Origin of the sequence: Prevotella sp. S7 MS 2 (assembly GCF_000762865.1) — a bacterium.
Taxonomy (GTDB): domain Bacteria; phylum Bacteroidota; class Bacteroidia; order Bacteroidales; family Bacteroidaceae; genus Prevotella.
This window is the reverse complement of sequence record NZ_JRPT01000040.1, coordinates 1-24,009: the sequence shown is the minus strand read 5'-3', so window position 1 is coordinate 24,009 and position 24,009 is coordinate 1. Positions and strand designations below refer to the sequence as shown.

The 24,009-nt window shown below is 43.5% G+C and carries 17 protein-coding genes, 1 pseudogene and 1 riboswitch; of the genes and pseudogenes, 10 read left to right on the top strand and 8 right to left on the bottom strand.

Annotated elements, in window-relative coordinates:
- Position 1: 1 nt before the first annotated feature.
- Genes HMPREF0671_RS07860 through HMPREF0671_RS07850 form a run of 3 tightly spaced genes read right to left on the bottom strand, consistent with a single transcriptional unit; the run spans position 2 to position 6,192 of the window.
- Entirely contained in the window at positions 2-1,237 is a 1,236-nt protein-coding gene (locus HMPREF0671_RS07860; protein WP_036899157.1) for a glycoside hydrolase family 18, read from the bottom strand.
- A 40-nt stretch (positions 1,238-1,277) separates the two neighbouring features.
- Positions 1,278-2,855: a SusD/RagB family nutrient-binding outer membrane lipoprotein gene (locus HMPREF0671_RS07855; protein WP_036899154.1), complete on the bottom strand. Its 1,578-nt coding sequence runs from the start codon at positions 2,853-2,855 to the stop codon at positions 1,278-1,280.
- Positions 2,856-2,886: 31 nt separating this feature from the next.
- Positions 2,887-6,192 carry a SusC/RagA family TonB-linked outer membrane protein gene (locus tag HMPREF0671_RS07850; protein WP_036899151.1) on the bottom strand — a complete coding sequence of 1,102 codons (3,306 nt, stop codon included), beginning with the start codon at positions 6,190-6,192 and terminating at the stop codon, positions 2,887-2,889.
- 278 nt (positions 6,193-6,470) lie between these two features.
- On the opposite strand from HMPREF0671_RS07850, the gene HMPREF0671_RS07845 reads away from it, so the two are divergent.
- On the top strand, positions 6,471-7,001 hold the full coding sequence (locus HMPREF0671_RS07845; RefSeq protein ID WP_036899148.1) for an RNA polymerase sigma-70 factor: 531 nt from the start codon (positions 6,471-6,473) through the stop codon (positions 6,999-7,001).
- A 97-nt stretch (positions 7,002-7,098) separates the two neighbouring features.
- Positions 7,099-8,067, top strand: a complete 969-nt coding sequence (locus tag HMPREF0671_RS07840; protein ID WP_036899145.1) for a FecR family protein — start codon at positions 7,099-7,101, stop codon at positions 8,065-8,067.
- 186 nt (positions 8,068-8,253) lie between these two features.
- Here the strand turns inward: HMPREF0671_RS07840 and HMPREF0671_RS07835 are convergent, their stop codons facing one another.
- Positions 8,254-8,991 (bottom strand): nitroreductase family protein, encoded by a 738-nt coding sequence (locus HMPREF0671_RS07835; protein ID WP_036899142.1) that lies wholly within the window; start codon positions 8,989-8,991, stop codon positions 8,254-8,256.
- A gap of 171 nt (positions 8,992-9,162) precedes the next feature.
- Here HMPREF0671_RS07835 and HMPREF0671_RS07830 point away from each other — a divergent pair, with 171 nt between their 5' ends.
- The 7 genes and pseudogenes from HMPREF0671_RS07830 to dnaA all read left to right on the top strand — a co-directional run bounded on the left by HMPREF0671_RS07830 (position 9,163) and on the right by dnaA (position 18,037).
- The gene (locus tag HMPREF0671_RS07830) at positions 9,163-9,795 is read left to right on the top strand and encodes a hypothetical protein (RefSeq protein WP_052052931.1); all 633 of its coding nucleotides are present in this window, start codon (positions 9,163-9,165) and stop codon (positions 9,793-9,795) included.
- Positions 9,792-10,615, top strand: a pseudogene (locus tag HMPREF0671_RS07825) (nucleotidyl transferase AbiEii/AbiGii toxin family protein). The gene HMPREF0671_RS07830 and the pseudogene HMPREF0671_RS07825 overlap by 4 nt, the downstream one beginning before the upstream one ends.
- A 434-nt stretch (positions 10,616-11,049) precedes the next feature.
- Positions 11,050-13,629 carry an adenosylcobalamin-dependent ribonucleoside-diphosphate reductase gene (locus HMPREF0671_RS07820; protein WP_036899139.1) on the top strand — a complete coding sequence of 860 codons (2,580 nt, stop codon included), beginning with the start codon at positions 11,050-11,052 and terminating at the stop codon, positions 13,627-13,629.
- 80 nt (positions 13,630-13,709) lie between these two features.
- Positions 13,710-14,087: a dihydroneopterin aldolase gene (gene folB / locus HMPREF0671_RS07815; RefSeq protein ID WP_036899175.1), complete on the top strand. Its 378-nt coding sequence runs from the start codon at positions 13,710-13,712 to the stop codon at positions 14,085-14,087.
- Positions 14,088-14,141: 54 nt separating this feature from the next.
- The gene (locus tag HMPREF0671_RS07810) at positions 14,142-15,326 is read left to right on the top strand and encodes an N-acetylmuramoyl-L-alanine amidase (RefSeq protein WP_036899136.1); all 1,185 of its coding nucleotides are present in this window, start codon (positions 14,142-14,144) and stop codon (positions 15,324-15,326) included.
- A 12-nt stretch (positions 15,327-15,338) separates the two neighbouring features.
- Positions 15,339-16,244: an MlaD family protein gene (locus tag HMPREF0671_RS07805; RefSeq protein ID WP_036899133.1), complete on the top strand. Its 906-nt coding sequence runs from the start codon at positions 15,339-15,341 to the stop codon at positions 16,242-16,244.
- 386 nt (positions 16,245-16,630) lie between these two features.
- Entirely contained in the window at positions 16,631-18,037 is a 1,407-nt protein-coding gene (gene dnaA / locus HMPREF0671_RS07800; RefSeq protein WP_036899130.1) for a chromosomal replication initiator protein DnaA, read from the top strand.
- Positions 18,038-18,385: 348 nt separating this feature from the next.
- On the opposite strand, the gene HMPREF0671_RS07795 is transcribed toward dnaA, so the two are convergent.
- The 4 genes from HMPREF0671_RS07795 to HMPREF0671_RS07780 all read right to left on the bottom strand — a co-directional run bounded on the left by HMPREF0671_RS07795 (position 18,386) and on the right by HMPREF0671_RS07780 (position 22,398).
- Positions 18,386-19,027 (bottom strand): thiamine diphosphokinase, encoded by a 642-nt coding sequence (locus HMPREF0671_RS07795; RefSeq protein ID WP_036899127.1) that lies wholly within the window; start codon positions 19,025-19,027, stop codon positions 18,386-18,388.
- A complete protein-coding gene (gene pnuC / locus HMPREF0671_RS07790) occupies positions 19,002-19,622 on the bottom strand; it encodes a nicotinamide riboside transporter PnuC (RefSeq protein ID WP_036899124.1) in 621 nt (206 codons plus the stop codon). Before pnuC ends, HMPREF0671_RS07795 begins: the two co-directional genes overlap by 26 nt.
- Before the next feature lie 11 nt (positions 19,623-19,633).
- The gene (locus tag HMPREF0671_RS07785) at positions 19,634-21,955 is read right to left on the bottom strand and encodes a TonB-dependent receptor (protein WP_036899122.1); all 2,322 of its coding nucleotides are present in this window, start codon (positions 21,953-21,955) and stop codon (positions 19,634-19,636) included.
- Between the two features lie 33 nt (positions 21,956-21,988).
- Positions 21,989-22,085, bottom strand: a riboswitch (TPP riboswitch).
- Between the two features lie 70 nt (positions 22,086-22,155).
- The gene (locus HMPREF0671_RS07780; RefSeq protein ID WP_369793959.1) at positions 22,156-22,398 is read right to left on the bottom strand and encodes a transcriptional regulator; all 243 of its coding nucleotides are present in this window, start codon (positions 22,396-22,398) and stop codon (positions 22,156-22,158) included.
- Between the two features lie 802 nt (positions 22,399-23,200).
- Between HMPREF0671_RS07780 and HMPREF0671_RS07775 the strand changes: the two genes are divergently transcribed.
- Positions 23,201-24,009 (top strand): STN domain-containing protein (locus tag HMPREF0671_RS07775; protein ID WP_036899119.1); only part of this gene is annotated, 809 nt, incomplete at its 3' end.

Here is a 24,009-nt window from a genome sequence, read left to right as displayed (position 1 = left end):
TTTATTTTTTGTTGGGGTTTTGTAGCTGGATGGCAGTACGTAGGTTTGGATAGGTATTGATAGTGCCGTCCTTGTCATATTCGTACTCCATATGGAAAGTTCCGATACCACCTTTAGGACAAACCTTACCGTTGATGGTGGGATTCCACATAGCGTAGGTGATGATACTGCGTGATACCCAACGCTTTTCTGTATCGCTCAAGGTGTAAGTCCGTCCCCAACGATCTTGACTGGTGGTCTGCCAAGTCATCATAGAGTTTGGTACCAAACCCTCATAATCGTGCTGATGCTCAATACCTTCAGCCATAATATAGCGGTAGGCAGTGATGTTTTGGCCATCTTCAAAGTTTTCTGTAATGATGATTTTCTTGCATAGTGCCTCAGGAGAAAGCACATCTTTGAAATGATCATACTGCGCATCGAAGCGAGTTTGGATGTCGTTTACACGGCGATAACCAGAATTTTTGTTGTGATAGGCCTGCAGAATGAAATAGTTAAAATACTTTTCCATTTCCGGTTTCTTCAATCCTTCGGGCATACCATCGATAACCAACAGTTTGTCTGTGCCCGACTGGGGACCCAACTCGGTAGCCAATACTTCTACAAATTTATGGATGTAGTCCAAATCATGCCACAATTCTTCGTTAGCTTCAAAACCTATTTGTTTGATAAATGGCTCCGCGTCGAGGTCAAAACCGTCATAATTGTAGGTGCGAATAGTATCGAGAATGGCTTTGGCATACGCCTCTACGGCCTTTAGGTTCTCTTCTTTGTTGTTACCCCAGTGCCAATATTCATGGCGGTAAATCTTACCGGGATTCTTTTCTGCCCAACCTTCGGGCGCATCAGGTGTCAGCTGGTCTCCAATATCATGCACCTGCCAGCATATAAGCACCTTGGTACCCTTGGTTTCTTGTACGTATTTCAAATCGTCTTTTTGTTCCTGTGATAGGTTTTTCCAATTTCCCCACAGTGAAACGAAGTCAAGACTGTCGGGTAAGCCGCTTAGTGAGGTTTTCAAAGAGGCGTTTCTACCAGCCCAACCACCAAACCATCCCATTGATAAAGGATGGTCGCTCTTTTTGAAGTCGCGCAGTTGTGCATAATAAGCTTCCGTCCTAATATTCTTGGTAAGGTCGGTCGGGTTTTGTGTTTCAGTATCGGTCCAGTCGCTACAAGCCGTCAATGAGCATCCGACAGCAAGAGCGTAAAGAATCGTTTTGAATATATTTTTCATTTTCTTTTCTATGTTTGGTTAGGAAATTCGGTTACAGTTATCAATAGTTTCTCCACCATTTCTTCTGCCACCACATTGGTGTTGCATAAGTATCTGGTCCTTGTAACAGTTCTTTAGCCTTGGCCAAGTTTTCTGGATTCTCTGTGATTTCTGTGTCAGAGAATGGAATTCTGTTTGGCACCTTGATCGTGTAGGAACCTGTATTTTGGTCTACTGGGAACACTTTAGGATAACCTGTACGTCTGATTTCGTTCCATCCTTCTTGTCCATAAGGGAAGAGAGCAATCCATTTCTGTGTGATGAGGCGCTCCATCTTGCGTTCCATAGATGCATGATCATCCCACATGACAGTGATAGTACTTACTCTACCCACATTATGACCAAAGCCTCCGTCAGCATCTTCATAGGTAGCTTGCTTATCATAGTTGTTGTTGAGATAATTAGTTGCATCACCGGCTTCCCATTGTTGGAAAGATATTGTAATGGCTTTTTCGTACAATGTCTTGGCCGAACCGCCCATTCCGTCCCAATTCATTAAAGCTCCTTCGGCACGGCAGAACCACATTTCTGCGGCTGTGAGCCAAATACCTTTGGTAGAATTGGTTACATTGGCAGCCGAATAGAGCGGATCTGCCACCGACTTGTTACCAATCTTGGCGCCGGCGCGACAACCGATAATCTCGCGTGAACCAGCCTTACGTTCGCCTACGGGCTTGAAATATTTTGCCAATCGAGGGTCGTTAAAACCGGTCATGTAGCTTTCGATGTCGGCACAGGCCCGACTGTCACCCCATTCCACAGAAGTTTTATAAAGTCCATGAGGTGTATATTCAATAGCAAGGTTTTCATCATTCTTCTCTATGACACCGGCTTTGACTGCTTCCACGCCTATCTTCTTAGCCATCTCAGGTTCTATACCGCTGATTCGTATAGCAATACGCAGTTTCAAGGAATTGGCAAATTTCATCCATTTGATAAACTTTCCGCCGTACACTTTGTCGAAACTGGCATTGGCGGTAAACGATGCGTTGCTTGTTAAAGGCTTCAGAATAGAGATAGCTTCATCCAAATCGGCCACTACTTGTGTGTAGATATCTTTCTGTGAACTATACTCTTTGCCATCTTTGCCGGCTCCGATGGTGAATGGGCCATACTTGTCGGTCATGCAAAGGATACCTTGTGAGCGCAGAATAAGAGCCCAAGCATAGTTTACATCTTTCTTTCCGTTGCTCAAACGCTTTACTTCGTTGAAAGCTGAAGTAAACTTGGGAGCCACCGTTTTCTGTGGATAGCGTACCCAATTGGCAGGGGCGTTCATCGTTGCAAAGTTGGCGTTATTCCATCCATGATTAACGTATGTCATGTAACGAGCTAAATAATTGCCTATTAGGTCTTCGTCCATTTGGAAGTCGTTTTCTTGTTCTGGGAAGACAGCATTCTGCATTTGTACAAGGAATGAGCCTATGGTATAGTTGTCACGACCCAGTTCCTCTGCAGAAGCATTATTTCCCGGGCGGTTGGCTTCTTCAAAACCTGCCGTACATGAGGAAAGACTGCTCATGGTAAAAGCAGCTGCCATTCCCATCATGGCTACTCTTGAAATATATTTATTTTTCATTGTGATGTTTTAATTTAATTAGGACGGGAACTTAGAATTTCAGGTTTACATTGAAACCTAGTGAGCGCAGACTTGGCTGCATGAAGTAGTCAAAGCCTTGATAGTATGTACCGGTTGAGGCAGTTGATTCTGGATCAAACGGGGCTTTGTTGTAGATCATGAAGAGATTGTGCGCTGTCAGTCCAAGCGTTAGTTGTATATGCTTGAGCCATGTTTTGGGAAGCGTGTAGCTAATGTGGGCTTCTTGTAGACGAGCATTGGTGGCACTATAAATGTATTCCGACCAAATGGGGTTGTTACCACCTACTACTGCAAAGTAACCTTCGGCTCCCACCTTGCCACTATTGACGTTGATGCCTCCGTTATCACGAGCATCAGCCGATGCCTTGGATACTCCATATTGGTCGAGGATGGCTTGTGTCTGGCTCATTACGATACCACCAAAGCGTGCTGTAACGAGAAAACCGAAGTTCATTCCCTTATAAGAGAATTCGTTAGAGAAACCTACGTTACCTTTGGGGAGCACAGAACCACGATAAACAGGGTTGCTTAGATTTTCTTGCATCACGTTGCCACTAGCATCCAAAGCAATGTTTCCATCGGCATCGCGCTTGAAATCAGTGCTGGTATAGACATCGCCCATGGTACCACCTTTCTTCAAAATGATGTTGATACCATTGAGTCCACCCATGTTGAGCACCTCGTTGGGATCGTCGAGCAGGTTGATAATCTTATTGCGATTCATACTGTAGGTCAGATTGGTGTTCCATCCGAAATCACCCCATGTCTTGTTATAGCCGAGCGAAAGCTCCAAACCGCGGTTGCGGACATTACCTGTTTGAATGTATTCTTGGTTATAACCACCTCCGGCAGAGATTGAACGAAGAAATGTCTGCTTGCGAGTGTTGCTCTGATAAACCGTCAAATCCAGTGTCAAGGCATTGTTGAAGAAGCGTGCGGTAAGGCCGGCCTCCCACGAATCAGTACGTTCCGGATAGAATGTTTCGGGGAATTTATAGGTCACAGTGCTATATGTTGCAGATGCAGGATTGTACCCGTATCGCCACAAAGAAGAAATATTAGGCTTGATAGCCGAACCTACGCTGGCCCAAGAAGCACGTACCTTCATGTAATTGATAAAACGAGGGAGCTTGGCCATTTCTGAAATAACGGCCGACATACCTACTGATGGATAGAAGAATGAACTCTTTGCCGTACCATCGAGGGCAGAATCCCAGTCGTTACGGCCGGTTAATGTCAAGTAGAGCATGCTCTTCCAACCCAATTCTACGTTGGCAAACAATGAATTGATGTAATGTTTGTTCAAGTTGAATATGGGGCGGTTGTCATTCGTTACTTGGCTATAATCGATGGCATTAGGTGTAAATAGATTGGAAGGAGCTTTGAGTCCGCCTTGAAAACCGGTCACATCGTACTTCGTACGTGAGAACGAACCACCGATATTGGCACCTACGCTGAATGTATCCCACGACTTGTTGATATTAGCCATGAGGTCTCCATAGAGACTCTGGTCGTTGATTTTGTCGTATCCATAGAAACCGTAGTTGGAGTGAGAGAACAGGTTGATGGTAGAGGCATAGCGTTTATCTTCTTGCTTAGTGGCCGCATCGTCCCAACGCAGACGACCGGTTACGTCTAGCCACTTGGTGATTTGGTATTTCAAAGAGCCGTTGACCATGTAGCGTCCCTTCTTATTGGTGCGTACCATACGGTTGGCTATCCAGTAAGGGTTTTGCATACTCAGAGCATCACCAAAGTTCCAGTTCTGCATATAGATAAGGCGTGTAGGATCCCAAATTTCGTATGTGCGGATAGCATCGAAACTCTCGCCACGTGGGAAGAGGTATGCGGCAGGGATAGGATTGAAATATTCACCTTGTGCAGTGAGGTTCTTGTCGTTTTCAAGGATGTAGTTGAAACCGAAATCAAAAGTCAGTTTATCATCCAAAAAATGTGTTGTGTTGCGGAAAGTGAAGTTATAGCGATTGTAGCTATTGTTAGGCATGATACCCTTGGCATTTGTCGTACCTACCGAGAGATAAGTCTGATTCTTGTCAGAACCTACGGTCAAAGACACATTGTTCTGTATATTGCTACCTGTACCAAAGAAGTTTTTGGGTTCATAGTTTCCAAACTGCGACTCAGCTTTGGCTCCCCAAGATGCCACTTCATTCTGCCTGTTGACATAAGAGTTTTGAAATTGAGGCATGATGAATGGGCGGTTGAACTGTGAACTGTTGGAAACGCTCACTTGGATACGGCCTTCTTTGCCCTTCTTGGTGGTAATCATGATGACACCTTGGGCTGCTGCCGAACCATAAAGAGCTGCTGCGGCAGGACCACTGAGCACAGAGATGCTCTCAATGTCTTCTGGATTGATATCGGCGATGCCTTCTGAACCGGGCTGTGAGCCATATCTTCCGTTGGCTACTTCGCCTTGGCTGGTGTTGGTCATGGGTACTCCGTCTACCACATAGAGTGCTCCGTTACTCTGGGTAATCGATTTAGGACCACGCATCACTACACGAGCTGCACCACCGGCACCCGAAGCTGAAGAGTTGATGTTGACACCGGCCACCTTACCGGCCAAAGAATTCATGAAGTTAGCACTCTTTACGGTGTTCACATCCTCACCTCCTACCTTCTGTACATTATAACTCAAGGCTTTCTCAGAGCGTTTGATGCCAAGCGCTGTTACGACAACGTCACCCAACGTATGGGCTTCTTCGCGCATCACGAGGTCCATTTTGTTGCGTCCTTGCAATTCCACTTCTTGGGTTGCATAACCAATATAAGAATAAACCAGTACGGGATTGGCCACATCTGTGGTGAAGACGTAATGGCCGTCAAGGTCGGTTACGGCTCCAAGCGTAGAACCTTTCACCTGCACGCTGACACCTATCAGTGGCTCGCCATTGGCATCGGTGACGGTTCCCTCAATCTTGTGGCTTTCGCTGGTACGCTGTTGAGCTTGTTGTTTCTTTTGCTGTTCGGTAGCTTTACCCTTGGAGAGATAAACTACATCATCGACAATCTTATAGGTGATGTCTGTTCCTGCGAAGAGCTTGTTGAGCACATTAGGCAATGGCTCATCCTTGGCGGTAACGGCATTGACCTCTACCTTTGCCAATACATCGTTGTAGAAGAAACGATACTTGGATTTGGTTTTCAATTGTTTAACTACAGCTTCGAGCTTGGCGCGTGGAGTTACGAAGTTCACTTGTGCCTTCATGCCTTGCATGGGAACGCAGAGTAGGAAGAGCACCAAGATGGTCTTACATAACGTCAAACCATGTTCATAGTGTTTATTGTCCATAGCTGGAAATGAATTTATTGTTTTAAGTTATTAAAAAATGGTTTAAGTTGCGGAACCCCGCAATATATGATAGCTTTTATAATGATAACAATCCTTTGCAGAGAATTGCGTATCCTAAAACTATTTTTTTTATTATTTTTCTAATTAGTCTGCCAAATAGTAGTTCTGTTAGGTCTTTTAGCTGTGAGTTAAAATAATTAAAAAGCGCAAGGTAGTGTTGCTTTCTCGCGTGAAATACGTAATTTTACATGACTAATATCTAAAGAAGCGCGTGATAGATGAATATTACAGAAGATGATTTTAGGCTGATTTTCAGGGAGTTATATTCGCCCTTGGCCTATTATGCATCGCATTTGGTGGACGAGGATGAGGTGAAAGATCTTGTCCAAGAGGCCTTTGTGGAACTCTGGAAATATCGAGAAAGTATGACCGACCGTGAGCACATGAAGGCTTTTCTCTACCGAGCAGTGTATAGTAGGGCTATCAATATAATGAAACATAAGGCTGTGGTGAAAGATTATCAAGATGCCCGTACACAGATAGAGGCAAGTCGTATGGACTTCTTTCATCCGGAACACAATGATGTCATACGCTATATGGAGAGTCGAGAACTCCACCAACAGATTCATACGGCTATTGATGAACTACCCGACAAGAGGCGACAGGCATTCGTGATGAGCTATGTTCACGGTATGAAAAATAAAGAGATTGCCGATGTGATGGAAGTTTCCGTTCGTACAGTCGATGTACATGTCTATAAAGCACTGTGCTATCTGCGCGATCGGCTGGCTTTTCTCAAGAAGAAATAACATTTTTTTGCTTTTTCGCAATACGCTATTTTCTCTTTAAAGGTGTTTCTATATATAAAAGGTAAATAAGAAATTAAAATCAGGATATTACGACAGCATGAATTTTAAATTAATAAAAAACTACATATTGGGTAAGGACTCGCACGCCGATGATACGCAACTCCTTGATTGGTTGCGCCAGTCTAAGGACAATGAGCGCATGCTCTTCAGTGCCGAGTTGGCTTATCGTGAAGGACTACGCAGGCCTCAAGACGCTATACCTGATATTAATAAGGTGGAAGCATCACTATTCGACGAGATTCACCGGTTGGAAAATCGACGTGCCAAAGTGCGTCGACTTGTATGGACACGCTATGCTGCTGCCCTCACCATTGTAGTGGTGGGAGGTGCTGTTGCTTTATGGTCTATGCTGAAGAATCCGCAAATGACAACTGTTACGGCCAACGGTAGGGTGCTGGCAGTGACGTTGCCCGACAGTACAAAGGTGTGGCTTAATAAGAATGGTACGATTAGTTACCCTCGCAATTTCGATGGAGACGAGCGTAGGGTAGAACTTACGGGCGAGGCCTTGTTTGAAGTTACCAAGAATCCGACAAAGCCTTTTATCGTCAATAGTAAGGGAGTGGAGACGCGTGTTTTAGGTACCGTTTTCGACTTTAAGACTGAAGCGGGCAATGGACAGGAAGAGGTGACATTGCTGGAGGGGCGTCTTGAAGTATCAGGTCTTGATGGAGAAGGCAAGGTTATCATCAAACCAAACCAGAAAGCTATCATTAATAAGAATTTGCACACCATGGAGGTGAAGAACGTCTATGCACAGCTAGAGGCTGTATGGCACGATGGCATGATTCCGTTTGAGAATATGTCGATTGCCGATATTGCGCTTGTGTTGTCGCGTTTTTATGGTGTAGATATTACTTTGGCCGACAATATGGACCGCCGACAGACTTATTCGGGCTATATACGTCGCAATGAAACCATCGACTCTGTATTGAATGCGTTGACCTATACCATTCCTTTCCGCTATCATACCAGCGGTAAGCATATCACACTGGAACGCAAATAAAACTCTCGGAGACAGTAAATGATTCCTCTGTCTACCTTGTTTTTATATTTCATACCGCCCCAACGGCTACTGAAAACGAGTCTCTTCGTAGTCTCTTCTTCAGTTCTCGTTGGGGCGGTATTCTTTTGTCTTGTATCTTTTAGTATGCGCCTGTTCGATAGCTAAGTTTATTCTCGTATAACAACATTAAAAACCTTGAGATTTTAATGCTTTCATGAAGCCTTCCGACAAAGCTTCATTATCTTTCTTGGTATAGCGAATATCCGTGAAGATCTGAGCCAAAGTCTCTTTGTCATTGATTTCTACGAAGTGCTTATTTTCTTCCAATTGCTCCTTTGATGTGTAGTATTCATCAATACTCTGTGGCGTATAGTCGGTGTAGATTTCTTGATGAATGAAAGCTTTCAACGGCAAACGGTCACTGAGTGCCGGCTCCTCGTCGGGCCAACCTACGGTCAGTGTGGCCACCGGCATCACGAGTTGAGGCAGTTTTAGTGTATCAATGATGAGTTGCGGCATATAGATGGTAGTGCCAAGGAAGCAGGTTCCCAATCCGACTTCTTCTGCCAAACACGTAAAAGTCTGCGTGTAGAGCAGGGCATCTGTCGCTGCATTCATGAACGAGAGGAAGTTGTCGTATCCCGGAACGGCCTTTCTATTCTCTGCCCAGACGCTTGTTCGGCGAAAATCGGCGCAGATAGTGAGTACCACGGGAGCTCCTGTTACCATCGGTTGATTGAAGTGTGCCGGTGCCAAGGCGGATTTTCGCTGCTCATCGCGTGTCACGACAACACTGTAGAGTTGCAGGTTTCCCATCGTGGGAGTTCGTCCGGCTGCCTCCAACAGGTCGTTTAACAGTTCTTCGCTCACTTCCTTTTGGCTATATTTACGAATTGTTCTTCGTCTTAATATCGTTTCTTTCATGTTTGCAAAGATAATAAAAACGAAGATAACAGAAAATATTTAACCTGAAGTTATTTGTCACTCTAAGAAGAAATAGTATTGGTAAAAAAATGTCGAGAAAACGAGAAAAATTCTCTTTTACTATGTATGTTTTTACTATATTTGCCTTGTAAACATTCTAAAAAGGTGGTAATGGATATTAGACGACAACTTGAAAAGCTTGGTAGTGTGCCTTTTAGTGCAGACGTTTTAAAGTCTATGATGCGTGATATAAAAGCTCCCGATAAGAAACTTTCGTATATGGAAAGGCAGGAAGATATTATTCGTTTAAAGCGAGGGCTGTATATTGTGTCCCCGGAGGTAAGTCGTGTACATATTTCAACATCCTTAGTTGCCAACCATCTCTATGGACCTTCTTATGTATCGTGCCTTACAGCGTTACGCCATTGGGGCATGATTCCCGAACAAGTCTACTCCATCCAGTCTATCACAATGAAGCGTTCAAATCAATTTGATAACTCTGTAGGGCGCTTTGAATACCTTCATGTCGATGTAGACTATTATCCTATAGGCGTTAAGATAGTCAATGAAGATAATCTTTCGTACCTGATGGCATCGCCTGAAAAGGCTTTATGTGATTTGATAGTGACGACACCATATTTGAATATGAGGTATCGCCAAGAATTACTCCGTTATTTAGAAGAAGATTTGCGATTGGACATGGACGAATTCCGTGCGATGGATGCCTCTGTATTTGAAGCTTGTGCTACTGTCGGGAAAAAGTCTGTTTTGATTCAAAATATAGCTAATATACTGCGCTCATGAATGATATTTTTGATAATATGCTTGCTGCCCATCGGCGAACCACAGACAGTGACAATCGCAATGCGATGTATGAAGTGACTCAACAGATAGCTTTGGCAGGGCTTTATAGAGGTGGTTTTTTGAAAAGGCAGCTTTCTATGGAGGTACATGTTTGAGAATCGTACATGGATTGAATCGCTATTCTGAAGATATGGACTTCTCGTTGTTGCAAAAAGATAATGACTTTAAGATTGAGAATTATTTTGATGCGATTGTCACCGAGTTTAAAGCGTTGGGACGTGAGCTTGTAATTACCAAGAAAGACAAAAAGAATTTTGGAAAGGGTGAGTCGGCTTTCTTGAAAGATACTACTGAAGTTTACGACCTAACATTCCAAACAGAGAAGAGCATTACGGTGAAAATAGAAGTAGATACCGCTCCTCCGCTTGATTTTCAGACAGAACAAAAGCTTATACTTCAGCCTTTTTCTTTTATGGTTAGATGTTTTGCCTTGCCCGACCTCTTTGCTGGAAAACTCCATGCGCTGGTATTTCGGAATTGGAAAAACCGTGTAAAAGGTCGCGATTGGTACGATTTTGAATGGTATATACGGCATGGTATACCGCTCAACTATCGCCATTTGCGAGAGCGCATACGTGAATTTAACGGAGTAGATATGAGTGTCGAGCAGTTTCTGATGCTGCTGCGAGAACGATTGTTGACTGTAAACCTAGATCAAGTGAAGACAGATGTTCGTCCATTTATTCTTGATGCTACTGCCATAGATATATGGTCGAACGACTATTTCGTACAATTAGCCGACCATCTGCGTATTTTATAGCAGTCTGCAAAGGCTTGGCAGCAATGCTGCCAAGCTTATTCAGCAATGCTGTTTAGCCTAGGCAGCGATGCTGGTAAGCAGTTGCAGTAATCTCTTTTCAGTTCTTTCTCAAGGAGAGAGAGGAGGAAATAAGGGGTTAGAGAAGAGAGGAGAGGGGTGTATTATGGAGCTTGTTTTCATTTGTTTTTGACTTTTTATATAGAGTATTTAGTGTTATTTATTTTCAAAATGAAACGTTTTGTGAGAACAAATTCATAGTAAAGAGTTTGCAAGTTGCTCAAAATGGGAAACTTTCAGCTATTCTCTTCGAGAAAATGTTCTCTGTTTTAGAAAACTTGGGCGTGTTAATTATGAAATTAATCTACCGAAAAGAGGAGATTAAGTGAAATATATTATGTACATTTGCAACATAAATCCTACTGATCAAAACAAACATGGAAAAGAATAAGATTTACTCTTATGAAGAAGCTTTTCAGGCTTCTTTGAAGTACTTTGACGGTGATGAGCTGGCTGCTAGAGTGTGGGTTAATAAGTATGCGATGAAAGACAGCTTCGGAAATATTTTCGAACAGAGTCCCGAAGATATGCATTGGCGTATCGCAAATGAAATCGCACGTATTGAAAAGAAATACCCGAATCCGATGTCGGCACAAGAAGTGTTCGACTTGATGGATCACTTTCGCTATATCGTTCCGGCCGGTAGTCCGATGACCGGTATCGGAAACGATCACCAAGTGGCTAGCTTGAGCAACTGTTTTGTAATTGGTTTGGATGGCGATGCCGACAGTTATGGCGCTATCATGCGTATCGACGAGGAGCAAGTACAGCTGATGAAGCGTCGCGGTGGAGTAGGACATGATCTGAGTCATATCCGTCCGAAAGGCTCACCGGTGAATAATTCGGCATTGACAAGTACTGGTCTTGTGCCTTTCATGGAGCGTTATAGCAACTCTACGCGTGAGGTAGCGCAAGATGGTCGTCGCGGTGCGTTGATGCTCAGCGTGAGTATTAAGCATCCCGATAGTGAGGCTTTTATCGATGCAAAGATGACAGAGGGCAAGGTTACAGGTGCCAATGTATCGGTGAAGTTGGACGATAGGTTCATGCAGGCTGCCGTCGATGGTAAGCCTTATGTACAGCAATATCCCATAGATGGCAACAATCCTAAGGTGTCGAAGGAAATCTCTGCCAAAGCTTTATGGGAGAAAATAGTGCATAATGCTTGGAAGAGTGCTGAGCCGGGTGTATTATTTTGGGATACGATTCTTCGTGAGAGCATTCCCGATTGCTATGCCGATTTAGGCTTCCGCACGGTAAGTACCAACCCTTGTGGTGAGATTCCATTGTGTCCTTACGACTCTTGCCGTCTGTTGAGTATCAATCTTTATAGTTATGTAGAGAATCCATTCACGGATAAAGCTATCTTCAATTTCGAGAAATTCAAGAAGCATGTGCAGTTGGCACAGCGCATCATGGACGATATCATAGACTTGGAGATGGAGAAGATAGACCTCATCATGAAGAAGATAGAGGTCGACCCTCAGAGCAACGAGGTGAAAGGAGCAGAATATCATCTATGGGAAAAGATTCAGCGTAAGAGTGGTATGGGACGTCGTACAGGGGTAGGTATCACTGCCGAAGGCGATATGCTGGCTGCTATGAATCTGCGTTATGGCACCCAAGAGGCTACCGACTTCAGCGTAAATGTGCATAAGACTTTGGCATTGAATGCTTATCGTAGTTCGGTAACGATGGCTGAAGAGCGTGGAGCATTTGAGATTTACGATGCGAAGCGTGAAGCTGCCAATCCTTTCGTGCTGCGTATCAAAGAGGCAGAACCAGAGTTGTATGCCGATATGGAGAAATATGGTCGTCGTAACATTGCTTGTTTGACCATCGCTCCTACGGGTACTATCTCGCTGATGACACAGACGACTAGTGGTATTGAGCCTGTATTCATGCCGTTCTATAAGCGTCGTCGCAAGGTGAATCCCAATGATGCCGACGTACATGTGGACTTTGTCGATGAGGTGGGCGACTCGTTTGAAGAGTATATCGTGTACCATCGCAAGTTCTTAACATGGATGCAGATCAACGGTTACGACCCCAACAAGCGCTATACGGCAGAAGAGATAGAGACATTGGTGGCTAGGTCGCCTTATTATAAGGCTACGGCTAACGATGTAGACTGGCTGATGAAGGTGAAGATGCAAGGCACTATTCAGAAATGGGTAGACCATTCTATCAGCGTAACAGTGAACCTGCCGAGCAACGTAGACGAAGAACTCGTGAACCGTCTGTACGTAGAGGCATGGAAGAGTGGATGTAAAGGATGCACCATTTACCGCGATGGAAGTCGTTCGGGTGTGATGATTTCTGTGTCGAAGAAAGATAAGAAGAAGGAAGAAAATAAAGAAACACCGGAACCATTGACTGCTCCGGCACCTCCATGCCATCATACAGAGGTGACCGAAGTGCGCCCGGCAGAGTTGGAATGTGATGTCGTGAGATTCCAAAACAATAAGGAGAAGTGGGTGGCTTTCGTAGGTCTGCTCAATGGTTATCCTTATGAAATCTTCACCGGATTGCAAGATGATGAGGAAGGTATCGTGTTGCCAAAGACCGTTACCAAAGGTAAGATTATTAAGAAAAAGAGTGAAGACGGCAGTAGTCGTTACGATTTCCAGTTTGAAAACAAGCGTGGTTATAAGACGACGGTGGAGGGTTTGAGCGAGAAGTTCAACCCCGAATATTGGAATTATGCCAAGTTGATTTCTGGTGTTTTGCGTTATCGTATGCCTATTGACCATGTGATGAAGTTGGTAAGTTCGCTCCAGTTGAAGGATGAAAGTATCAATACATGGAAGAACGGTGTAGAGCGTGCGCTGAAGAAGTATATCACCGACGGCACTCAGGCAAAGGGGCAGAAGTGCCCGGTTTGTGGTAACGAGAGTTTGGTATATCAAGAGGGATGCTTGATTTGTACCAACTGCGGTGCCAGTCGCTGCGGATAAAGCCGTAGATAAAGTTAATAGAGATGTTCCGCGGGACGGCAAATGCTGTCTCGTGGAATTTCGGATATAATACGACCCATATGAAATTGAAAGAAAGTTTCATTTGTTTGAATGGTTTGCGGTATCATGCTTTCCACGGTGTGCTGCCGCAGGAACGCCTTACGGGCAATGACTATGTGGTGAATCTGAAAATAGGTTATGACGTATCAAGAGCCATTCGGTCGGACCATGTGGACGACACGTTGAACTATGCCGACATATATCTCGTGGTATCCACTTCCATGTTGGAACCTTGCAATCTGCTGGAACGTGTGGCCGGAAATATAGGTCAGCGCCTATTGACACAATTCCCGGATATGCAATCGGTCGAAGTGGAGGTAGTGAAAGAAAACCCTCCAATGGGAACGGATGCGGGAAACGCAAGCGTGAAACTACTTTTAATAAATGATAAAACCTAGATGTAGATAGTGGTTTTGTAATATTAAATCATTACCTTTGTCAATTATACCTCTATGATAAATAAGAAAATATTGTTCTCATTGATAACATTGCTGTTGGTTGCAATCACTTCTAACGCTGCCAACCGACGTTTTACCCTTGTTATCGACCCGGGACATGGTGGTCATGATACGGGAGCTATGGGGGCATTTTCCAAAGAAAAAGATATAAATTTGACGATTGCACTGGCTTTTGGTAAGTTGGTGGAGCGTAGTTGTCCTGATGTGAAGGTAGTATATACACGCCGTTCGGATGTATTTATCCCTCTGAAAGACCGTGCAGATATAGCCAATCGCAATAAGGCCGACTTGTTTGTGTCGGTTCATACGAATGCACTGCCGGGTGGACACATCGCTCGTGGATTCCAAACTTATACGCTTGGTAGTGGAAGAGCGAGTGGTAGCAAGCGTGGCATCGTACAAAATCTGGAAGTGGCAAAGCGCGAGAATGCTGTTATTTATCTAGAGAAAGACTATCGGCAGACCTATCAGGGCTTTGATCCAAACTCGTCTGAGAGCAATATCATGTATGAGTTTATACAAGATAAGAATATGGAACAGAGTGTGGCTTTGGCAAAACTGATGCAACGCAATGTTTGTTCGGCTACCGGTCGTGCCGATATGGGGGCGCATCAAGATAATCTAGCTGTATTGAGATTGTCGTCTATGCCTAGTTGTCTGCTGGAATTAGGATTTATCTCCACGCCCGATGAGGAGCAGTTTTTGAATACTGCCGATGCTGTAGACCGCTATGCGAAGGGTATATTCAATGCTTTCGTGGCTTATAAGTCGAAATACTATGGTGGTGATATTGTTGTGCCTTACAAGGTAACTGAACCGGTAAAGTCGACCATTCCGAATATAGTGCCCGATCAATATAAGGAGTCTGAAACTCCGGTACCCGCAGTGGAGCCGGTGCAAGAGACAGATAATCGACCCGTATTTAAGGTGCAAGTGTTGACTTCCGGTCATAAACTCAGTGCCAAGGAAAAGACTTCTCGAGGCTTGGAAGATGCCGATTTCTATCAAGAGAATAATACATATAAATATACATATGGTGCTTCGAACGACTATAATGAAATAAATAGATTGCGTATTCAGTTGCGTGATAAATTCCCGGAGGCTTTTGTTATAGCCTTTAAGGGCGATATGAAGATGGATGTGAGGGAAGCTATCAAGGAGTTCAAGCAAAACAAATAATCAATAAGCGAAATGAAGAAAATGTTCACAAGGGAGGTTAAGATAGCCATTGTAGCCATAATGGGCGTGACAGTCTTGTATTTTGGGTTGAATTATCTCAAAGGAATGTCGATATTCTCTAATAAATATACATACTATGTGAAGTTTACGGATATCAGCGGACTGTCTTCTTCCAATCCTATCTATGCTGATGGCTATCAGGTGGGAGTGGTGAAAGCGATAGAATACAATTATAATCAGGCTGAGAATATTTTGGTAAAAATCGATGTAGATAATAATCTTCGAATCCCAAAAGGTAGTTCGGCAGAGATTGTAAGCGACTTCATGGGCAACGTGAAGATGAATATTCTCATGGCTAATAACCCACGTGAACGTATGGCTTTGGGCGATACCATCATAGGAGTTATCAATGGTGGCGCACTAGCACAGGCTGCTTCGATGATGCCGACGGTACAGAATATGTTACCCAAATTGGATAGTATCTTAACGCGTGTGAATCAATTGCTGGCTAATCCGGCCATAGCGCAGACTCTAGAGAATGCACAACAGGTATCGGCAAACTTGACTACGACCACGCAACAGCTTAATACGCTGATGGCAGGGCTGAATAAGAACGTGCCCGGAATGATGACAAAGGCAAATACGGTGCTTGATAATACAAATCGGTTGACAGCTAATTTGGCTGCTGTGGATGTTGCCGGGACAATGGCTAAAGTCGATGTTACGATAGCTAATGTGCAGTCTGTGACAGCTAAACTGAACAACAATGAGGGGAGTTTGGGTTTGTTGATGAACGATGCAAGTCTTTATAACAATCTGAATGCAACCATGTTGAGTGCCGACTCTCTGCTTAATAACTTGCGTGAACATCCCAAACGCTATGTTCATTTCTCACTCTTCGGACGCAAGGATAAATAGTTAATTCGATAAAAGGATTAAAATTGTAATTATTTAAAAATGGTCTAAATAATTCGTTTGAATGTTTCACGGTTTCTTGAATGGCTCGAAACACGTTTTATAGTAGGCGATTCAGGCAATGTTTATACCATGCTTGCGTACAAGGACTGTAAAGTTGTGGAAGCCGTGTAATGTCCGTAATATCAAGAGGTTGTAATTATGAAAGCCTATTTATACAACTTTGAATTCTCAAAAAGGCTAAATATCACAGTATAAAGGGGTTAGAGCATATTTCTTAAAAAACGCTAAACTGGGCTCATTTGTTTTATTCATAATTCTTTGCTAAATTTGCATTCACGTTAATAGACTGAGAGTCGAAAGACATACTAAATAAGAATAAGTTTCAAATGAAGATGAGTCCTGATGCTTGTTGGGGCAAAGCCCTTACGCTCATAGCTGAAAATGTGAGCCAACAGCAATTTGCGACATGGTTCAAGTCGATTGCCTACGAATCATTCGATGCGGAGACGAAAACGCTTCTTTTGCAGGTTCCCAGCTTATTTGTATATGAATATCTGGAAGAAAACTACATAGACCTGCTGAGTAAAGTGCTTTGTCGTACCTTCGGAGAGGGTGTGCAATTGCGTTACCGTGTCGTTACTGATAAGGAACATAAGCTTTCTCAGGACTTAATGGCTGATCCGGCAGATGCTGTGGAGCGCACTCCAAAGAAGAATGCAAATCAATCTCCGACGACACTTGATGCCGCTCAACCGCAACAAATCGACTCTCAACTGAACCCACATCTTACTTTTAAGAACTATGTGGAGGGCAATAGCAACAAGCTTCCACGCAGTGTGGGACTCTCAATAGCCGAACATCCGGGTAATAACCAGTTCAACCCGATGTTTATTTATGGTCCTTCAGGCTGTGGAAAAACCCACCTTATTAATGCTATAGGGTTGAGAACGCATCAGTTGTATCCGGAAAAGAGAGTACTATATATCAGTGCCCGACTCTTTCAGGTGCAATATACGAATGCTGTTTTACAGAATACGACCAACGATTTCATCAACTTCTATCAGACCATAGATATGTTGATAGTTGATGATATACAAGAGTGGGCCACCGCAACTAAGACACAAGACACCTTCTTCCATATCTTTAACCACCTATTCCGTAACGGAAAGCGTATCATTTTGGCTAGTGATAGACCTCCGGTCGACCTTAAAGGCATGAACGAGCGATTGCTTACCCGTTTCTCTTGTGGCTTGATAGCGGAGTTGGAGAAGCCAAATGTGGAGCTTTGTGTGGATATCTTGAAGAATAAGATTCATCGAGATGGCTTGCATATCCCTGAAGATGTGGTGATGTTTATTGCTTCGACAGCAAATGGAAGTGTCCGCGATTTGCAGGGAGTTATCAACTCTTTATTGGCTTATAGCGTGGTTTACAACTGCGATATAGACATGCGACTAGCCGAACGAGTTATCAAACGGGCTGTCAAGATAGACGATAAACCTTTGACGATAGATGAGATTGTGGAGGCTGTATGCAATCATTTCAATGTTACACCGACCGCTGTAAATAGTAGAAGTCGCAAACGCGACTTGGTAGAAGCACGCCAAGTGTCGATGTATTTGGCTCAGAAATATACCAAGATGCCTGCTTCTCGCATCGGGAAATTAGTAGGTAATCGTGATCACTCGACCGTTATTCACAGTTGTTCGCAAGTGGAAATACGGAGAAAGACCGACCATTCTTTCAGCGATGAGTTGGTATCAATAGAGAATACCTTTAAACTAAAGAAGTAAAATGATATAGCCTTGAAGAAATTCAAGGCTTTTTTGTGCCTTTTAATCCCAAATATAAGGGCAAAAAAATAGCGCCATAATCTCACGATCTCAGCGCTAGGTATTTACTAAAATAAATTAACTCAAGTCTTTCCGCACTCTCACGAGCTTAGAAACAACCTCTCACAAAGGTGAGATTTATATATATGCGAAAATTTTCAAAAGTCATACATGGTCACTGTATCAAACCAAAAACCACGTTATAGTTGCAAAGATAAATAAAAAAATGAATGTAGCATACATCTTCCTCATCTTTTTTGGAAAGAATATGAAATTATATTTGAATTTTGAAATGGATGTATATAGGAATCACTTAAAGTCTCTGAAGACCATATAGTAGGCATTGGCATGAAATTCTATCTTTTCTCCAAGCGATTCATTCAGTGTACCTTGCCACCATTGTTCATACGCATAGCTTTGCCATTTCAGTCCTTTGCTCTTGATTTGTGAGCATCCGAAGTTGAAAATACTAATCTGTTGCCCCGGCCAACTCTCAAAGGTAGAGTCTTTATATGCAGGAGTAAACAGGCCATGATCGGTTATCATGGTTGGTTGTATGGCCATATTTTTTAGGTAGCGCACCATTAACGAGATGTTTCCCAAGGCATGGTCTTCTCGCTTCCCCGTTGCTCCAAGGTAGGCAATGTGACGCATTCCTAGCCTCATACAGTGCCGTGTAGCTTTGGACAAGTCGTTGTCGTCCTGCTCGTGCACTTCGTGGAAGATGTCGGCATACTGCTGTTTTAAGTCAGGAGAGAGTGAATCGCCGTCTCCAATGATGGCATCGGGCGTGTAGCCTCTATCAATACACTCGGCCGCAGCACCATCGCAACAGCATAGATATGTTGCTTTAGCCAATATAGCTAATGGTAATGAGTGGGTAGGGAAGTCGCCTGCCGCCAATACAACGGCGTCGAACTCTGTATCAGGCGTTATGAGTGGATAGTCCATCGTTCATCATTCTTTTCCATTTGTAGTATCCCATGATGGCAATCACGACGTACAAGGCATATAGTCCAGCCTTAAATGGTATACCTTTATATAAATATAGCACGGCCAGCACAGCATCTACAACAATCCAAACAAGCCATTGTTCCACATATTTACGTGCCAATGCCCACAAGCCTACGAAACTTAAGGCGTTGGCAAAACTGTCTGTAATAGGAACATTGCTGTTGGTAAAGGTAATTAAAATCCGGTAAATAATGGCCCATGTCACGAGAAAAGCTATGGTTACAGGTAACCATAGCTTTTTTTTCATTCTAGTGATGGGCATCTCTTCGCCCTCGTGTTGATTGCGTTTCTTGCCGAATTTCCAAACCAGATACCCATAGATAGCTGCCAATGTGTAGTAGATGGCCATACCAAAATCGGCATACAGTCCTGCTTCATAGTAGAGAAAGATGTCTACTAGGGGCATGATAATACCTGTAAGCCATAGATAGATGCTGGCATTATACTCCTGCCAGATGTAGATGAGGCCTAAGATGGTGGCCATTACATCCAGCGTTAGCAGGAAGTCGGGACTGTTTAGAAATTCTTGCATCGTATGTTTGTTTAGAAGTTGATGGATAGATGAGCCATCCAGTTGAATGGGGCAGAGGGCGCAAAACCTGCTTTGTAGAGTTTGTCTTTGGTATATGCGATGACCTTTCCGTTACCATCGGCCTTGTAGTTGGGCGCTGCCCATCCGTTATTATCATATTTGGCGCTGAACAGATTGTATAATGTTACACCGATAGTGGCATCTTTCAAGCCCAGTTTTTTGAGTCCAAAGTGGTAAGCCAAGTTCAGATTGGTGTTGAAATGTCCATCTATCAGCATGCTAACCTTGGTCTCCTCTCCGTTTTTACCATACGAAACATACTCCTTAAAACCTGTATTAGTGAGGTATTGGTCGCTGATATACTGGCTCTGAAGACTAGCTGTGAAGCCTTTATAGTCGAACGAGAAGATGTTGTTGAAGATGAGATCGGGCGAGAAACTCAATGGAGTATCACCCAAATTCAATGGCTTTTCTGTCTTCGAGTCGGTCACTGTCCAGTCTTTTGCACGGTTTTTACTCCATGTAGTGTTGGCATCCCAGCGGAACCAATCGACCGGTTTCCATGAAGCTTCCAACTCCAATCCCATGCGATAACTATGTCCTGAGTTGTCGTTGCTGGCTTTCATTTCGCCTATTTCGTTCAATTCTCCCGTCAGTACAAATTGGTTACGATAGCTCATATAGTAGAAGTTGGCACCTGCCGAGAACTTTTTGCTCTGGTATTTATAGCCCACTTCCAAGTCGTTCAATTGCTCTGCTTTCAAACGAGTGCCTATGTTATCCTCATAGTCGTTGCGAGTTGGCTCTTTATGTGCGATGGCATACGATGCATACACCTTGTGATTGGCTGTAATATCGTAGTTCAATCCGAATTTGGGATTGAAGAAATCATAGTTGTCTTTCATACCATAAACCACTTGTTTCGTTCCATCCCACTTGTCGGTAGGCCCATTTAGCTTATAACTTATGTGGCGATACTGTAGATCGATGAATGCACTCAGTCCCTTGTAGAACTCCCAATTTACCTTACCATATACGTTTCCGTCAACCTTTTCCGATGAGTTGCGATAATATTCCGTATCGGGGGAGAGTGCAGGCGAAACGATATACTGATTTGTCTCCTTGTCATTTGCGTCCTTTACTACGTAATATGGACTTCCTGCCCATTTCACCCGGCCGAAGTGATCGCCCTCGTATTTGTTCCAACCACCGCCTATTGTAGCCGTTAATCCGCTCAGATTGTTATAGTTCAGGCTCGCAATAGCTCCGTAGAAATCATTATCCATCTTCTTTTGGCGTACTAAATCGCCCAGCATGTTCCAATCTTCAGTCAAGCGGAATTGTGCCCACGAGCGCTTGCTTTTATACTCTTCGTAATAGCCTTGGCCTTTGGTATAATGTAAAGCTGCGTTGAGGTTCCAGTTACGATTGATAACTTGGTTCCATATTAACTGATAGTGTTGTTGGTGATAGTTGTCGGTCTGTCCGTCATAATAATGTACATTGCCGTCACGATCGCAGTATTCGCCACACGAATTATATCTACGTCCATACAGACTTTGCTCGTATTTCGACGCATAATTCCAAGCATGATAGGTCTGTTCCATACCGTTGAAGGTGATAAACTTCACCATCGTGTTGTCGCCGAAGTATCCTGCCTGTACGAAATAAGAATTTAGTTTGGTGAAAGCACGGTCCAAATAACCCTTACTACCGATGTTCGACAGTCTACCTTGGATTCCCCAGTGGCCACCCAGCAGTCCGGTTCCGAAGCGCAATGTCTCCTTATGCGAATAGTACGATCCACCCGAAAGATCCAATCCGATATAGGGTTTCAGTCCGATATTCTCTGTTTGCATATTCAGCGTGGCTCCGAAGGCTCCCGAACCATTAGTTGATGTACCCACACCGCGCTGTATCTGCATGCTCTGAACGCTCGAAGCAAAGTCGCCCATGTTCACCCAGAACACTTGAGCACTTTCTGCGTCGTTCATAGGGATGCCGTTTGAAGTGATGTTAATACGCGAAGGGTCGGTACCACGTACACGCAACGACGTGTAACCGATACCGTTTCCGGCATCTGAAGTCATGGTGACCGATGGGGTGAGTGATAACAGGAAAGGCACGTCTTGGCCGAAGTTTACGGCTTTGATTTGCTTTTGATTGAGGTCGTGATAAGCCACCGGCGTCTTTTTGTTGGCGCGTGTAGATGTCACTTGTACGTCTTGTAGCTCGTAAGTACGCAACGTATCAATCTTTTCTTGTTTGGGATTAATTGCATGAACTGTTGCTGTGCAGGCGAGCACAGACACGAACAATACACTTTTTTTCATGAAAACATTAAAATAAAAATACACAAAAAGGGGCACTTTTCATGTCCTTATCCCTACGCCGGCATTGCCCGGATCAGGTCAGAGGGTCTATTCTCAGCCACGAAATGTCGTGGCACCCCTTAGCCTACAGTCTGTAAACCGCTGCAAAGGTATTGCTTTTTCAGTGAAATCCGTGCTGTTGGAGCAAAAAAAGATGGAAACTATGATTTTTTCACTAAATCTGTAAAATCAGACCAACTTTTTACTTTAAATCCTCTAATATCTCGAACAGATTTCTTAAACCAGTCTTGATAGCCAAAGAATATATTCCCATCTGCGGTCTGTGCAGAAATAACAATTCCTGCATATGGATTGTTTTCTACCTTGATAACTTCTCCTTCTATCCAGTCGGCAAGATGGGTTAGATCGGGTGAAACCAATACTTTGTCTCCAATTTCCATCATATAATTTTTCTTTTTTACAAAAATACAGAATTAAAAATGTATCTATCAAGAGAATCATAATATTTCAACCATCGCTTATTCTTCTTGATTCGCTTCATAGTAATACTCTCTTTTACCCACAATTCAATAACTCATCAACTTGAAGACTTATAAACTTAAATTGCTGCAACGGTTTCGCAGGTTTGTTGCATGGCTTGTTCAGCATCGCTGCAAAGGCGAGGCGGCAAAAGTGAAGAGCCTCTGCACCAAAGTGACAGAGGCTCAGACTTGAGTTTAATTTATTCTTCTAGGATTCTAAGACAGGCGCCCTTGTGTCTTCATTGAAATCGATTTGTATTGATAGTCGACTACGATGAGCAGTATTGGGCGAGTGGTGTACGACTGCACCCTGTCTATCTTCTTAGTGTAACTGAAAGTTAGAGTGTTATTCTTGCATATTTCATTCCATGTTTGTTAGTTTCTATATAAATGTGTAAATTAGCCTTTTCTTGCATTGATGGTCAAGTTTTTTGTTGGATAATCTTCTATTTAAATACGGATGTGAGGCTCTTTTTCGAGATAAGTTTTCAGTAAAAGAAAAAATAAATTCATATTTTTAGTTATAAAATGAGGTTAGCTGTGTCTAATCTTAATATAATGACGAGACACGACGTGAGCAAAAGAGTTCCGCCGGCTACCAAGAAAACACGAACCATCTAGATGTGATGAGATGAAAGCAGCATTGTCATGAATACCATCATAAATATACTAACCTATGTAATAATTTAACCTAAAGCTTATGTGTGGATTAATAAAATCGAGAATGTTTGCCTATGTTTTGGCTGCACTGTTAATGGGGAATCCCCTCCAAATAGTAGCACAACAACAGAAGGTATCGCTCAAACTCAACCAAGTGAGTTTGAAGAAGGCATTAAGCGAAATTGAAAAACGAACTCAGTACAAGTTTAGCTATCGCGATGTGACGCTAGATGGCTGTGCCCCCGTGAGTCTTCAGAAGCAGAATGTCACTGTAGAGGCTGTGTTGAAAGAAATCCTTGAGGAACGTGGATTGGAATACAGATGGGTTCAACCCTCAACTATTATCATCTCGCCTAAGGTAGATGCGAAGTCTCGCAACAAGAAAGCAAGTAAGGCTAGTGGTATGGTGACCGACGCACAGGGTGAACCTGTTATTGGCGCCATTGTACAGGTGGTGGGCAAGAATCGCAGGGCATCTACCAATTTAGATGGGAAGTTTGTCCTCGATACAGAAGAAGGAGATGTGTTGGAAGTCAGTTATGTGGGTTTCCAAACGGTTCGTGTGCGCCCGAAAGATAATCTAAGCGTGGTCATGCAAGAGAATATGGAGTCGCTCGACGAGGTTGTGGTCGTAGGTTATGGCACTCAACGTAAGCGCGATCTTACCGGTTCTATCGCCATGTTGAAAGCCGATGACATGAAATTCGACGGAATTTCGTCGGTAGGGCAGGCACTTGGTGGTAAGGCTGCCGGCCTTTATGTACGTCAGAACAGTGCTCAACCCGGTGGAGGTATCGACATTCTTATACGTGGCGCGGGCAGTGTCAACGCCGGCAACGACCCTTTGTATATTGTTGATGGTTTTCCTATTGC